Origin of the sequence: Emticicia aquatilis (genome assembly GCF_014644295.1) — a bacterium.
GTDB classification, from domain to species: Bacteria; Bacteroidota; Bacteroidia; order Cytophagales; family Spirosomataceae; genus Emticicia; species Emticicia aquatilis.
Genome location: NZ_BMKK01000013.1, coordinates 143259 through 157764, shown reverse-complemented (window position 1 = coordinate 157764; position 14506 = coordinate 143259). Strand labels below are relative to the sequence as shown.

The following is a 14506-nucleotide window of genomic DNA, read 5'->3' as shown; positions in this document are numbered from 1 at the left end:
TTATTGACACTTATCCATTTCTCCGATTCACGCTCCTATCTTTGTAGCTAAAGACGAAGTTTTTATTCTTTGCGATGCAGACCCCATTAGAAATATTAAAAGAATTTTGGCAATATGATGCTTTTCGACCATTACAAGAAGATATAATCAACTCAGTTTTGGCACAAAAAGATACGCTTGCCTTAATGCCAACTGGTGGAGGAAAATCTATTTGTTTTCAAGTGCCAGCCATGGCCATGGAGGGCGTTTGCATCGTCATTACGCCTCTGGTGGCTCTGATGAAAGACCAAGTTGAGCAACTCAAACGCCGAGGAATAAAAGCCGCAGCCATTTATTCGGGAATGCACCGCAACGAAATTGATTACACGCTTGATAATTTTGTTTACGGAGATTTTAAGTTTCTCTACGTTTCGCCCGAACGCCTGCTGACTGAAATCATGCAAGTACGCACCAAAATGATGAAGGTTTGCTTGCTTGTAATTGACGAAGCTCACTGTATTTCGCAATGGGGTTATGATTTTCGTCCGCCTTATCTGAAAATTCCCGAATTTAGAAAATTTACGGGTAATGCTCCTACGATTGCACTTACGGCAACTGCCACCAAAGAAGCCCAACAAGATATTATCGACAAACTCGAACTCAAAAACGTACAGATTTTTCAGCAGAGTTTTGCACGGCCCAATATTTCGTATTCGATATTTTGTGAAGAAAGTAAGGAGAAAAAACTGTTTGATATTCTACAAAAAGTACAAGGAACTGCCATTGTGTATGTGCGTAGTCGCCGACGCACGAAAGAAATTTCGGATTGGTTGAATCGTAGCCGAATTAGTTCGGATTTTTATCATGCTGGTTTGTCAACTCCCGAAAGATTCAAGAAACAAGAAGCATGGATAAATAATCAAATTCGGGTAATTGTGGCTACCAATGCTTTCGGAATGGGTATCGACAAGCCCGATGTAAGAGTAGTGGTGCATCTTGATTTACCCGAAACCCTCGAAGCCTATTATCAAGAAGCTGGCCGTGCGGGGCGAGATGGCAAGAAAGCATACGCAGTTTTACTTTACACGAAAGGTGATTTGGAAGATATTTTTAAGCAAACCGAGCAGAAATATCCACCCATCGAAAACCTCAAAAGGGTTTATCAAGCACTCGCCAATTATAAAAACTTGGCAGTTGGCGGAGAGAATTTTGAGAGTTACGACTTTGATTTTCAAGAGTTTATCAACAATTTTGGCCTCACAGCTCACGATACGCACAACGAACTGAAAGTACTCGAAGACGAAGGTCTGATTCAGCTAAGCGATGCGTATTACAGTCCGTCGAAGATTTCCTTTAAAGTCGATAATCACGAATTATATAAGTTTCAGATAAAAACACCGAGTTACGATAAGTTTATTAAGACTCTACTCCGAATTTACGGCGGTGATTTATTTACGAGCTACGTCAGTATTTCGGAAGCTACGATTGGTAAATATTTCTTTGGCAGTGCGGGCGAAATCGAGAAAATGCTTGATTACCTCCAACAAGTGGGAATCTTGACTTACCAAAAACAAAAAAGTATTCCACAACTGACATTTCTTACGGCTCGTCAAGACGTTAAATATCTGACAATCAACGTTGTAGAAATGCAACGACGCAAGAAAAAAGCATTAGAAAAAGTAGCAGCCGTTGTGCAATTTGCCGATGAAAGTCGCCGATGTCGTCAGCAGTTTTTGCAGGAATATTTCAATGAGTTTACGAACATCACCTGCGGAATTTGCGATAATTGCTTGAAACAAAAAAAGCGAGATGAACCGATTCCGATAGAGATTTATACAAAGTATAGACAAAAAATCTTAGAGATAATTCCAGCACCTGCCAATCAAATAGTTGATTATCAGTTTTTTAATAATAAAGACTTTGTAAAGGAAGTAATTAGAAAGATGATAGAAAACGAAGAAATAAAATTTAGTGAATTGGGAATTGTGGAGCGAATCATGCGATGACCGCTTCAAGTTCGCCTTTATAAAACAAAATTTAAAACAAAAGCGAATAGGATGCGGTCATCGCATGATTCGCACCACAGAAATGAATAAAGTGACTGAATTTCAACAAAATGGTTTCATTACATTAGAAAACATTTACACAAAAGAAGAAATTAATCAAATTTTGGCCTTGATAGAGTCCGTAGAATCTGATAAACCTACTTTCAGAAAGTCTGCCGATGTATTTGCTATCCGACAATTTATTAAAGAACTTCCCGAAATAAAAGATTTGATTTTTAATGAAAAATTGAAAGCTACTATTAAAGAATTTGGAGGAAATGAGTACTTTGTGATAAAATCTATCTATTTCGATAAACCCGAGACCTCAAATTGGTTCGTTTCGTATCATCAAGATTTAACAATTTCGGTAGATAAAAAACAAGAAATCAAAAATTTTACTTCTTGGACAACTAAACATAATCAATCCGCAGTTCAACCACCTCTTGATATTCTACAAAATATCTTTACAATACGCATACATTTAGATAAAACCGATGAAAACAACGGAGCGTTGAAGGTAATTCCCGCATCACATAGAAAAGGGTTTTATCGACCGGAAAATATCAATTGGGATGAAGAAAACGAAACCGTATGTAATGTGGAACAGGGAGGTGTTATGCTAATGAAACCACTTTTACTGCATAGCTCAAGCAGAACCACTAATAATAAAAGAAGAAGGGTTGTCCATATTGAATTTTCAGATATTGATTTACCCGAAAACCTTAATTGGGCTGAGAAAGAATTAGTAGAATTAGGGTAGTTTTTTACAAAATATAACAAACTCAATATTTAAAAGCGAATAGGATGCGGTCATCGCATGATTCGCACCACAGAAATGACAAATTTTACGCACATAGATGCCGCTGGCAACCCTTCGATGGTTGATGTAGGCGAAAAAGCCATTACTCGACGCACCGCAAAAGCTCGGAGCATCGTAATTTTAGATGATGCTATTTTGGAGAGACTAACTAACGAAGAAATCCATACTAAAAAAGGGCCTGTTTTTCAGACCGCTATCATTGCAGGCGTAATGGCCGCCAAAAAAACTGGAGATTTGATTCCGCTCTGCCACCCGCTCGGACTTGAAAATTGCCAAATCAACATTTTTTTGAATGATAAACGAGAAGTTATCGTCGAATGTACGGCTTCGCTCACTGGCAAAACTGGCATCGAAATGGAAGCTTTAACTGGTGCAAGTGTAGCGGCATTGACAATTTATGATATGTGTAAGGCTTTTTCGCACAATATTGTAATCAAAGAAACCCGTTTGATTGAAAAAACTGGTGGTAAAAAAGACTTTAAATTAGAAGAAAATTGAATGCTCTTATCCTAATCGGTGGCAAAAGCTCTCGGATGGGAACTGATAAAAGTTTACTCAATTATCACGGTAAACCTCAACGAGAATATCTGTTCGATTTAGCTAAAAAATACTGCTCAGAAGTCTATTTTTCGTGCCGAGCCGAACAACAATTTTCCGAGCAAAGCATTATTGATACTTACACACTCGGACCGATGGGAGGAATCTTATCGGCCTTTGATTTCAACCCAAATAGTGCTTGGTTGGTCGTTGCCTGCGATATGCCTTTGATTGATGAAAACAGCTTTCAGACTTTAATAAATCACCGAATTAAAGAGAAAGTAGCAACGGCATTTCTGAATCCAGAAACCAATGCCCCCGACCCATTTTTTACGATTTACGAGCCTCAAGCATTTCAACTTCTGACAAAATACGTTGAAGAAGGAAACAAAAGCCCTAAGGTTTTTCTACAAAATAATGCTACCGAAGTTATTAGGATGAGTAGTCTTGATTTCCTGAAAAATGTAAATACCAAGGAAGAGTTTGAGCGAATAAAATTTAAGGCGTAGCCGAAACCCATACTTCTCCATCTTCAAAAATCTCTTTTTTCCAAATCGGTACGGTTTCTTTGAGCGTGTCAATGGCATACTCACACGCATCAAAAGCCGCTCCACGGTGTGCCGCCGAAGCTGCAATTACGACAGGGACTTCGCCAATTTCGAGGCTTCCAACTCGATGATAAATAGCTATTTTTTTCAACGAAAACTTTTCAACGGCTTGCTCGGCAATTTTTTTCATCTCCGAAACTGCCATTGGCTCATAAGCTTCAAAATCAAGTCTCAGTACACGCTTTCCTTTGGTTTGATTTCTGACCGTTCCGACAAATGTTACGATTCCACCCGAGTCATCAGTTTTTACAAAATCCAAACAGGCTTGTTCGTTGAGGGTTTTATCAGATAATATGATTTCGATTGGCTGATTCATCAAAATAGAAGTAAATTTTAGTTTTTAATTTTCCTCATCAACTGACAAGTTAGAAACTTATCCTACCATTACAGGCTGGCGGCTAACTCTTCTCGACGATTTTTGTATAGTTCAGTAGCTTTATCAAGCAAAACATTCATGGCCAATGGCATTTGGGTTGACAAAATTCCACCATAAATGGCACTATCAACTTCTCTGAGGGCTTCTTCCAAACGTTCGCTGGGTAGCCTCGAAATAATCTCCTTCGTTGTGTAGGAAGTATAAGGGCGTTTTTCGAGCCATTCTAAATGCTTTTTCCATAAAACCAATGCTTTACCGATGGTCACATCATCTAAAGTTGAACGTGTAAATTTTTTATAATTGGTCTGAAAATCCTTATGCCGACGACCAAACAAAAACAAAGTATATTGTTTGCGAATAAAACGACCAAAAAACGCATAAATGATAAGTGCAATGCCCAAAAGTCCCAAAATATAGGTTAGAATCTTCGGGTAATTTACTTGCTGAGATAGCGGTAAAAGTTTAGTATCGGTCTTTAACTGTAGAGAATCGACACTGGTTTTTATCATTTCTTTCAAAAAAACAGAATCGGCCAACGAGTAAACCGCCGTGCAGTCACGTTTTGAGAGTAGATAAATCGGAAGCTCCAGTTTTTGGGTTTTCCTTATATCGAAAGTCACGAGCGTATAAACCACGCTATCAGTACTGACCCCATTGGTGGTTGATGTCGGAAAAATATTTCGGCGGATTATCTCAAACGGATAAAAATTATAAGTTGTGTCAGGAAAAAAAACCTCCGCCGACGGGCTATGATGATAGCTGAGTGTATAGTCAATCGGGCGGCCGAGTTCGATGCTATCGGTTTGAAACCTGCCGATAGGCTTTTGAGCATAGCTATTTTCTATAACCAACAAACAACTGATTATCAGTAAGATACTATTTACAGACTTCAGTATTTGTATAATTCTGATTGGCATTTTTATCTTTTTAAACCTTTTTCTTCTTCTCTACTGCTTATTTTCTTACTCTGAATAACTGAATCAGTTTCGGCACATAGTCTTCTCTCGAATCAATAGCCACATAATTGGCATTGTGCTGCTTACACAAAGTTTCTAAACGTTTCTGATTATCTTCAAAAACCTCCCGCATTTCACGTTTAAACGATGGGGAAGAAGTATTTAACCAAACTGTTTTTTTGCTTTCTTTATCCAGTACAGGAATAATTCCGAGACTTGGCAACTTTATCTCTCGTTGGTCATATACATGCACCACCACCAAATCGTGTTTACGAGCCAAAGCCTTGAGGTTATGCTCATAATCGTTATCCAAAAAGTCAGAAATCATAATCACAACGCTCTTGCGGCGAAGCATATTCAAGGCAAAACCAATGGCCGATGGAATATCGGTTTTCTGCGAAACAGGCTTCATCTTAAAGAGTGTCAAGATGAGTTCGTAGCCGTGTTTCATGCCGTTTGTGGGCTTGAAATACAATTCTTTTTGGTCAGAAAAACAATAAAGCCCCACATGACCAGCCTCTTTTATGGCCGAAAGTGCCAAAACTCCACAGATTTCTTTGGCGGTATCTATTTTTAAACGTCCGCTGTTTCCTACTTCCTGCGAACTACTCACATCGAGCATAAAAAACACGGTTTGCTCTTTTTCCTCTTTAAAAATCTTTACGTAAGCCCCGTCGCCTTTGGCAGTCGTAATCCAATCAATCGTCCGAACGTCATCGCCGTATTGGTAGGTACGCAAATCGCTAAACTCCAAGCCAGAGCCTTTAAAAACCGAACGGAAGTTTCCGTGCATGTGACCATTCACGGCTTTTCGGATTTTAATCTCGTACTTATTAAGTTTTGAAATAATACTTTCTACCATTTTTTAATGGATAATTGTCAATTAAAAATTGATAATTGTTTTTTACCGAGCGTCGGTCGCCACGGAGTGTCCAGAGTTTAAAAATCACAGAGTTTCACAGAGCTTTTCTATTTTTCCTTTGTGTAACTCCGTGTTGTACTTTGTGTACCTCTGTGGTAAAATACTATCAATTAAATAGTTCTTTATACTTAATGAATTCTAACATTATAATTTCTGTTAATTCATCAGATTGAATCAATTAAGAAAATTTAACGCATGGATTTTGTTAGATTTTTCCGTAATTTGTTGTTTAAAGTCAATAAACAGTTCTTTTGAGCTATTTTTAGAAACGAAGATAAAGTGAAAATGCTGACAAAAAAAATATTCTTGGTTTTAGGTATAATTTTGACATTATTGGCTTGTGATAATGCCCCCAGCCGACCAAAAGATGCGATTGACGAGGCTACAATGGCAAAAATTTTGGCCGAAATCCATCTGACCGAAGCCCAAGTAAGCCGATTGTCTTTCAAAGATTATGACTCTACGAAAATTGCTTACAAATATCTGGAACAGCAAATAATGACAAAATATAAAACCGATACGGCACGTTATAGGGCAAGTTATAATTATTACGTAACAAACCCCGAACAAATGACCAAGCTGTATGATAATGTGCTAAAAAATTTGGAGGAATTGAAGAAAAAGAAAAAAATGGCATATTGATTGTTTTGTTAGTAAGTATCAATGTGCAATCCTAAACCCGACTATATACTTTGAAAGAAAATCTTGTAATTATACCGACTTATAATGAAATCGAAAACATAGAAGCGATTATCAGGAAAGTCATGAGTTTGAGCGAAGCCTTCGATGTTTTGATTTTGGACGATGGCTCGCCCGATGGTACTGGAAAAAAAGTAAAAGAACTACAAAACGAGTTTACACAAAATCTACACCTCATCGAAAGAAGTGGAAAACTCGGCTTAGGCACAGCATATATTTACGGTTTTAAGTGGGCTTTAGAAAAAGGTTATCAGTTTATTTATGAAATGGATGCCGATTTCTCGCACAACCCCGAAGATTTGGTGCGTTTGTATAAAGCCGCCAAAATTGATGGCTATGATGTGGCCATTGGTTCTCGCTATATCAAAGGAGTAAATGTAGTGAATTGGCCGATGGGCCGAGTGTTGATGTCGTATTTTGCGGGCGTATATGTACGAATGATTACGGGTATGAAAATCATGGACCCAACGGGTGGTTTTATTTGCTATCGCCGAGAAGTTTTGAAGACAATTCCGCTCGATAAAATTACATTTATTGGCTATGCGTTTCAGATTGAGATGAAATTCAACGCTTTTTTGTATAAATTTAATATTACAGAAGTACCAATTATTTTCACCGACCGCACAAAAGGCGTATCGAAAATGTCAACCAAGATTTTTCGAGAAGCTATTTTTGGCGTAATTATGATGAAGATTTGGAGTTGGTTTAAAAGTTTTAAACGATAGTCATTACTACATTTTGAATTTAAGATGTTGGTATCATTATCATTCCGAAGGAATCTGTTAGCTGCAAACAGATTTCGACGATTTTATCATACCTCGTACGGATGCTTTCAGCATGACAATAACGATAAAAATAATTATTTTGAATAAAAAATCCCTCGCAAAATTAAATCTTGCGAGGGATTTCTATTAAAACATTTTATACTAAAACCGTTGACTCGTGGACTATCGACCGTGGTCTAATCCTAATTCTTCAATGCCATTCCTTTTTGTTGAATTACATCGTTCATGATATTAAGTGTTTCGCCCAAATAAACGTCTTTTTTCAAGTATTTTACCCAAAAATCGTTTCTATCTTTTTTCAACGAATCAGAATTGATTGCTTCTAAATCGCTTGATAAATTAGCTACTGACAAATCATCTTTCAATTGAGTCAAGTTTCTAACCTTAGTCGAAATATCTCTCACTTCTTTTTGTTGAGCTTTATACTTTTGGATTTCCAAAGAACGAGCCGTTTTACGATTATCAGCTAAAATATTTGTATTGTCTTTTATTTGCTTAAATACATCATTAGTAGATAAACGTTCTTGATTTTTTTGTTGTAAAACCGCTAAATCAGGTGCGTAAGTCCAAGTTTGGTAAGAAGCCTTCGGCATTTCGTCCCACACGAGGGCGTTTGGACTATCTTTTTCACGTACTTTATAGGCTTCGTATAAACCTGGCAAAACGATGTCAGATTCTACGCCTTTTAGCTGAGTTGCACCACCATCTACTCTATAATATTTTTGTAGAGTAAGATGCACCGCACCTAAATCACCCGCTCCACTTCCTGTGCCATTTCCACCAACTGGGAATGCACGTTGTACTGTTCCTTTACCAAAAGTAGAACTCGAACCAACCACAACGCCACGCTTATAATCTTGAATAGCGGATGCGAAAATCTCAGAAGCCGACGCACTGCGTTCGTTGACCATCACTACCAATGGGCCATCGTAAAGCACCGAAGGGTCATTATCGCCCATCTGCGAAGGACGACCAGCACGGTCACGGATTTGCACAACTGGACCAGTTTTGATGAATAAACCCACCATATTTACCACTTCTTGCAAGCTGCCACCGCCATTGTCTCTAATATCCAAAATGATTCCTTCTACACCTTCAGCTTTCAGACGAGCCACTTCTTTGGCTACATCTTGTGAGCAACGAGCCGCTTGTGGGCGTTGAAAATCAGCATAAAATGCAGGTAAATCAATCAAACCAATTTTGTGTTTGCCGCTGTTGATGATTACGCTACGAGCAAAAGTTTCATCCAATTTCAATTCTGCACGAATCATCGACACAGTTTTCAATGTACCGTCAGGTTTTTGAACCGTGATTTTTACCTCTGAGCCTTCGGCACCTCTGATGAGTTTTACGGCATCGTCAGTTGTGTAACCTGTAATATCTTCGGCTTCGCCAGTTGCTTGGGCTACTTTTACAATAAAATCATTGGCCTGAATCTCGCCCGACTTCCACGCAGGGCCACCAGTTGTTACACTTTTGATTTTAATTTTATCATCTTCTTGCTGCAATAATGCCCCGATTCCAAAGAAACGACCACTCAAACGCTCATCAAACGAGCGTTTTTCTACTGGTGGAAAGAAATCGGTGTGTGGGTCCATTTCATTAGTGATTGTATTGACCAACATCGCAAAGCGTTGATTTTCATCGAATTTATTACGTAAACGGTCAAAATATTTGTCCATTGCTTTTTTCACTTTCGCACGGGCTTCTTTCTCCAACTCTTGGTCAGACTTTACTACAAAATCTTTCTTGTCTTTGTTTTTTTCTTGCGTTTCTTGGGCATCAAGGTAGCGGTCGAGCGTTTGCCATTTCAGATATTTTCTCCAACGCTCTTTTCTTTCTGAGTCATTTGAGGCAAAATCTACTTTATCGGCATCTAATTCCAAAACATCATCTTTCGTAAACTCAAATGGTTTTTCGATGTATTGCTTATACATTTCTTCAGCCTCAACGATTCTGTTTTTGTAGATTTCATCAGCCGCCGCAAAAAATGCCAATGGCGAACCATGAATTTCATCATCAATAGTAGTTTCAAACTTGCGAAGTTTAGCTACGTCTTTTTCAAGCAAAATACGTTTACTTGGGTCGAGGCGTTTCAAAAACTCGTTAAAGATTTCTTTCGAGAAATTATCATCAATTTTTTTCGGACTATAGTGTCCTTGTTCGAGCATTGCTCCAACGTATCGCAGAATCGTTTCGTTTTTACTTGGAGGGTCGTCATTGAGGGGAGTTGCCGATATAAAAATCGTCAACAAACTTATGCTCAAAAATGCCTTAGCAAACAAACTTGGCTTTTTCATATTACAAACAGGTGTTTTTAAAATGGATAATCGGCAATGATAATGCTCAAAATGGCATTGAATTGCTGCTACTAAATTAGCAAAAATCAATCCAGTCTATAACGATTATAGGCTAAATAAATTTGCTGAAAATATAAAAAATATGATAAACGGAGAATTTTAGTGTTTAGACGAGGATAAGTGAAACTGTTGTATGGTGCGTAGCACCAAAATATTTGTAGAAAATATGTTTGTAGCAGACTATTAAGCACCAAAAATGTAAGTCATGGCTAAAAGTCTTTGCTCTTCTTTATGACCTAACCCCAGACTTAAGTCTGGGGTTAAAGAAATTAAAACGCCTTAAATGGCTTCAGCCTTGACCTTTTTTTCAAGTATCTTGGGTAAATGTTGTAATACCTTCAATGTCTGAGATAATTAGGAAAAAGAAAAAATTAAACCAATTCACCCGTTTCTTTCAAGAAATCAAAGATTAGTCTATCTACTTCCGAAACCTCATTACGGTCGGAGTAAGAAAGCCATTTCATTTCTTCAATCTCATTACAGGGTTCTAAATTTCCTTCATATTCTGCCGTGTAACAAGTCATTTTTACGATTACTCCAACTTTGTGGCTATCAGCTTGGGCTTTGAAAGTGCCGAAATAATTGATTGTTGCCGAAATTATCGAAACATTCAACTCTTCTCGAATCTCTCTGATGAGCGTTTCTTCGTCGGTTTCGTTATCTTCTCTTTTTCCACCAGGAATATAAAACTTCGTTTTGCCTTTCGACCTCGTGCTTAGGATTTTCCCTTTTTCTACTCGAATATAGGCGATTTTATCAATTTCTGGCAGATGTGTCATTTCATACTTCGTTTGAAAAACTCCCAAGCTTCCAAATGTACGTCAATATCATTAGGGTAATCGTGCTTACCATTGATAACTTTCAGTAGTGTTACTTCTGGTTTTCTTTTCTTTTTGAAAGTATATTTTTCTATTGTTTTACCATCTTTTGGGTCGGTATCGGGTAAATTTTGCATTTGCGGCTTGCCTTTATAGCCCGCCAACGACGACCAGTAGGCAAAGGTTCGGTCAGTTGAGCGAACCAACCCTAAGCTAATATTATTCGTAATTACCTCGCCACCCTCATACGGATTTGTTTTATCAGCCGTACCATTGACAATCATCACGGGCATGGCTCTGCGTTTTTCTTCGCAATCAATGTTGTTGGTGTCGGGTAAGTTGGCAATCAGGGCCGTGATGGCTCTGAAGCTCTCTGGCATTGTCAAGGCTAATTTATAAGCCATGTGTCCCCCACCCGAAGTGCCAACTGCAAAAACTTGTTTTTCGTTTATTTGGTAACGCTCTTTGAAGTAATCAATCATCGACCCAAAGAACGCATTTTCATTAATATTCTCTAAGTTAGCAGCCGAATTGGCTGTTTTTCGGCATTCGTTCCAATACTTTTTATAGCCATCAGGATAAACCAGTAAAATATTTTCGGTTGGAGCAATTCCCTCCAACGACTTAGCCCTTGCCCGCATTTGCGTACCATTTCCACCCGAACCATGCAACACAAACACCAATGAAGCATTAGATTTAGCTGATTTCAAGAAATGAAAACTTCTATGATGGCCCTCGATTAAAAGAGAATCATCTACAATTTGAGCCTGTGCGATGAACGAGCCTATAAAAAGAAGTAAGGCAAAAAGGTATTTTTGTTGCATTATTATTACAATTTAACTTTTCAATATTTTTTTTTCGCAGATTTCGCTGAAAACCGCTGAAATGATACGTCCTATTCTGCGAATGTCTGCGATTTCAGCGGGCAATTAGATAATCTCTACCCCTTGTTTCTGAAAATCTTTTAGTGCTGGGTCGGTTGGCTTTAGATTCGTAATCATCAAATCTAATTGCTGAAAATTGCAAACTCTGTGTGCTTCTTGCACATTTATTTTCTCTTCGATGATACAACAAACCGTTTTTTTGGCGGCTTGCATCATTTTTTGCTTGATTAATGACTCCTCATAATGACGAATACTAAGCCCTTTTTCGTGATGAACCCCATTAACACCCATAAAATAGTAATCGGCATTGATGTGTTCGAGTTGGCGAGAAACTTCACTTCCGAGCGTAATCTGATAACGTTTGAAGTAAGTTCCGCCCAACAAAATTACGTCAATTCGTGGGTGTTCATTGAGTGCCATTGCTAACGGAGCACTATTCGTTACGATGGTGAGTTCGAGTGTTTTTGCCAACTGCTCGGCCATAAAAAAATTAGTTGTTCCACCATCCATGATGATAGTTTGGCGGTTTTCAATGAATTTTTGGGCTTTTTTCGATAAAATCCCCAATTCTTCGCTGCTTGCTCCGTTCTTTTTTGTACCCAATACCGACAGGTAAGAGTTAGCTACCGCACCTCCGTGTACTTTCTTCAAAAAGCCTTTATCTTCCAATTCGATGATGTCTCGGCGGATACTATCGTACGAAACATCTAAGAATTTTCCCAGTTCTACGAAGTTAATTTTCTTATCAGTATTGAGTTTTTCGAGTATTAAACGTTGTCTTTCTTCCTTTAGCATGATTCATTGCAAATATTTGTACAAATATTGCAAAAAAATGCAATCATTTCTTGACAATATCAAAAAACTTTGCATATCTTTGCAATGTTCTTTTAGAATTAGTAACCTATGATGAAATATAAGTGCCTCTGAGGGGGTTGTTGGCTAAGCCCCGACAACCTACAAAGAGAAAATCAAAGATTATATTAAAGCAAGTACTTACCTATTATATAAAACATTAAAATCACTTACCTAAAAAATATATTGTCGTAGTTTTGTTTCATAATTTAAGTCAGAACACTTGTTTGAAGCTTAATTGAGTTTAAAATGGATAGGGTGGTCGGTTGTCTAACTGACCATTTTTTTTTGAATATGCCCCAACGCCTCTATTCACTCTCCTTAAACAGTTTATTATCAAACCATTATGTGGCATCAAAAGTCTTCTTAGTTTTCACGAACCAAACCTACGGTTTTGGATTTTACTTAAAATTCTTATCTTCGTTTCAAAACTAATGAAAATCTTCTGTTAAATGAATCAAAATATACAAAAGGAAGAACCAAATAAGCTTCTTAAATTGCTCGGTGTGGGTTTTGGAATTGCCGTAACCGTCGGTGGAACAATCGGTACTGGTATTTTGCGTAAACCTGGCCCTATTGCAGCTAATCTCGGCGACCCATCACTCATTATGTTGGTTTGGGTCTTGGTGAGTTTGTATGCTTTCTTAGGCGTACTTTGTACGATTGAGTTGGGCGTTTCGGTTCCTCGTGCGGGTGCGTGGTATGTGTACGCTCGTCGAGCCTTTGGCGATTACGTCGGGTTCGTAACTGGCATTACGAGTTGGCTTGGCACGGTGGCGGCATTAGGTTTTGGAGCCTATACCATGAGCGAATACATCGCTCTCATTTGGCCTGATACCGAACCAATTATTCGCTGGATGGCCATTAGTATCTTAATAGTGTTGATGGCTTTTCACTGGCTTGGCACAAAGTCAGCGGGAAAATCGCAAGAAATTATGTCTTTCTTGAAAGCCATCGGGCTATTTGCTTTTGTTTTTATGTGTTTTATTTATGGTGGAGATGTAAAAACACAAGATTTGGTAGCAACAACCCAACGTGTAGCACAGCCAGCTTTACTTACTGGTTTAATCATAGCCTTACAACAAGTTTTTTACACATTCGATGGCTGGCATACAGCCGCCTACTTTACCGAAGAAAACACCGACCCAGCTAAAAACCTACCCAAATCAATGATTAGTGGTGTTTTGGTCGTAATTTCTATCTATTTACTGGTCAATTTGGCTATTCTCTACATCATGCCGATTGAGGTTCTGGCTACTTCAAAACTGGCCGCTGCCGATGCAATCCGATTGATTTTTGGAGAAAAATCGGGAAAAATCGTTACGTTTTTCTTGATGGTTTCGATTCTCGGAATGCTTAACGCCCAAATCATGTTTGCTCCGAGAGTTATCTATTCGATGAGCAAAGATGGACTTTTCTTTAAGTTGGCTCAAAAAGTAAACAGTGGCGGAACGCCAGCCGTAGCAATGCCGCTAACAGGCATTTGCTCTATATTGTTGATAATCAGTGGCAAAGACACTTGTGAACGCCTTTCTGACATTGCAGTTTTCTTTTTCGTGATGACTTATGCCGCTGGTTTTGCTTCTGTAATTATGCTTCGTAGAAAAGAACCAAATCTGCCTCGACCATATAAAGTCATTGGCTACCCTTACATTCCTTTTGTATTGATTATTATCTCAATTATGTTCCTTGTAGGAGCTGTCTATCAAGATATTAACAGCAGTATGTATGCCCTTATTTTCTTGGTTTTGAGTTATCCGTTGTTTTTAATGACAAAAAAAATTAATCTCTAAAATAACAGTTTTAAAGTCAAAATGACCGATTTTTGACACGAATTAGAAAATAATTAACGCATTTTTTTAATT

General features: G+C 38.2%; 14 protein-coding genes. 7 read left to right on the top strand and 7 right to left on the bottom strand.

Features of this window, described 5'->3' with window-relative positions; genetic code table 11:
• Positions 1–74 precede the first annotated feature (74 nt).
• The 4 genes from IEX65_RS24090 (at position 75) to IEX65_RS24075 (ending at position 3890) form a co-directional block, all read left to right on the top strand.
• Positions 75–1985 carry a RecQ family ATP-dependent DNA helicase gene (locus IEX65_RS24090; RefSeq protein WP_188770218.1) on the top strand — a complete coding sequence of 637 codons (1911 nt, stop codon included), beginning with the start codon at positions 75–77 and terminating at the stop codon, positions 1983–1985.
• A gap of 82 nt (positions 1986–2067) precedes the next feature.
• Positions 2068–2784, top strand: coding sequence for a phytanoyl-CoA dioxygenase family protein (locus IEX65_RS24085; RefSeq protein WP_188770217.1), 717 nt, complete (start codon positions 2068–2070; stop codon positions 2782–2784).
• 75 nt (positions 2785–2859) lie between these two features.
• On the top strand, positions 2860–3342 hold the full coding sequence (gene moaC / locus IEX65_RS24080) for a cyclic pyranopterin monophosphate synthase MoaC (protein ID WP_188770215.1): 483 nt from the start codon (positions 2860–2862) through the stop codon (positions 3340–3342).
• Positions 3339–3890, top strand: coding sequence for an NTP transferase domain-containing protein (locus tag IEX65_RS24075; protein ID WP_188770213.1), 552 nt, complete (start codon positions 3339–3341; stop codon positions 3888–3890). The genes moaC and IEX65_RS24075 overlap by 4 nt, the downstream gene beginning before the upstream one ends.
• Here the strand turns inward: IEX65_RS24075 and IEX65_RS24070 are convergent.
• The 3 genes from IEX65_RS24070 to IEX65_RS24060 all read right to left on the bottom strand — a co-directional run bounded on the left by IEX65_RS24070 (position 3880) and on the right by IEX65_RS24060 (position 6183).
• A complete protein-coding gene (locus IEX65_RS24070) occupies positions 3880–4305 on the bottom strand; it encodes a molybdenum cofactor biosynthesis protein MoaE (RefSeq protein WP_188770211.1) in 426 nt (141 codons plus the stop codon). The genes IEX65_RS24075 and IEX65_RS24070 overlap by 11 nt on opposite strands.
• A 68-nt stretch (positions 4306–4373) precedes the next feature.
• On the bottom strand, positions 4374–5282 hold the full coding sequence (locus IEX65_RS24065) for a hypothetical protein (protein ID WP_188770209.1): 909 nt from the start codon (positions 5280–5282) through the stop codon (positions 4374–4376).
• Positions 5283–5319: 37 nt separating this feature from the next.
• Complete coding sequence (locus IEX65_RS24060) at positions 5320–6183, bottom strand: DUF58 domain-containing protein (protein WP_188770207.1); 864 nt, start codon at positions 6181–6183, stop codon at positions 5320–5322.
• A gap of 345 nt (positions 6184–6528) precedes the next feature.
• Here IEX65_RS24060 and IEX65_RS24055 point away from each other — a divergent pair, with 345 nt between their 5' ends.
• Both IEX65_RS24055 and IEX65_RS24050 read left to right on the top strand, forming a co-directional pair.
• On the top strand, positions 6529–6885 hold the full coding sequence (locus IEX65_RS24055; protein WP_188770205.1) for a DUF4296 domain-containing protein: 357 nt from the start codon (positions 6529–6531) through the stop codon (positions 6883–6885).
• Positions 6886–6935: 50 nt separating this feature from the next.
• Positions 6936–7667 (top strand): polyprenol monophosphomannose synthase, encoded by a 732-nt coding sequence (locus IEX65_RS24050; protein WP_188770203.1) that lies wholly within the window; start codon positions 6936–6938, stop codon positions 7665–7667.
• Positions 7668–7909: 242 nt separating this feature from the next.
• Here IEX65_RS24050 and IEX65_RS24045 read toward each other — a convergent pair whose 3' ends face one another.
• From IEX65_RS24045 to IEX65_RS24030, 4 genes are all read right to left on the bottom strand, one after another.
• Complete coding sequence (locus IEX65_RS24045) at positions 7910–10027, bottom strand: carboxy terminal-processing peptidase (protein WP_188770201.1); 2118 nt, start codon at positions 10025–10027, stop codon at positions 7910–7912.
• A gap of 431 nt (positions 10028–10458) precedes the next feature.
• Positions 10459–10866 (bottom strand): NUDIX hydrolase, encoded by a 408-nt coding sequence (locus tag IEX65_RS24040; RefSeq protein WP_229250865.1) that lies wholly within the window; start codon positions 10864–10866, stop codon positions 10459–10461.
• Positions 10863–11729: a CE1 family esterase gene (locus IEX65_RS24035; protein WP_188770199.1), complete on the bottom strand. Its 867-nt coding sequence runs from the start codon at positions 11727–11729 to the stop codon at positions 10863–10865. The genes IEX65_RS24040 and IEX65_RS24035 overlap by 4 nt, the downstream gene beginning before the upstream one ends.
• 105 nt (positions 11730–11834) lie before the next feature.
• A complete protein-coding gene (locus IEX65_RS24030) occupies positions 11835–12584 on the bottom strand; it encodes a DeoR/GlpR family DNA-binding transcription regulator (RefSeq protein WP_188770197.1) in 750 nt (249 codons plus the stop codon).
• Between the two features lie 509 nt (positions 12585–13093).
• Here IEX65_RS24030 and IEX65_RS24025 point away from each other — a divergent pair.
• Positions 13094–14434: an APC family permease gene (locus tag IEX65_RS24025; protein ID WP_188770195.1), complete on the top strand. Its 1341-nt coding sequence runs from the start codon at positions 13094–13096 to the stop codon at positions 14432–14434.
• Positions 14435–14506 lie beyond the last annotated feature (72 nt).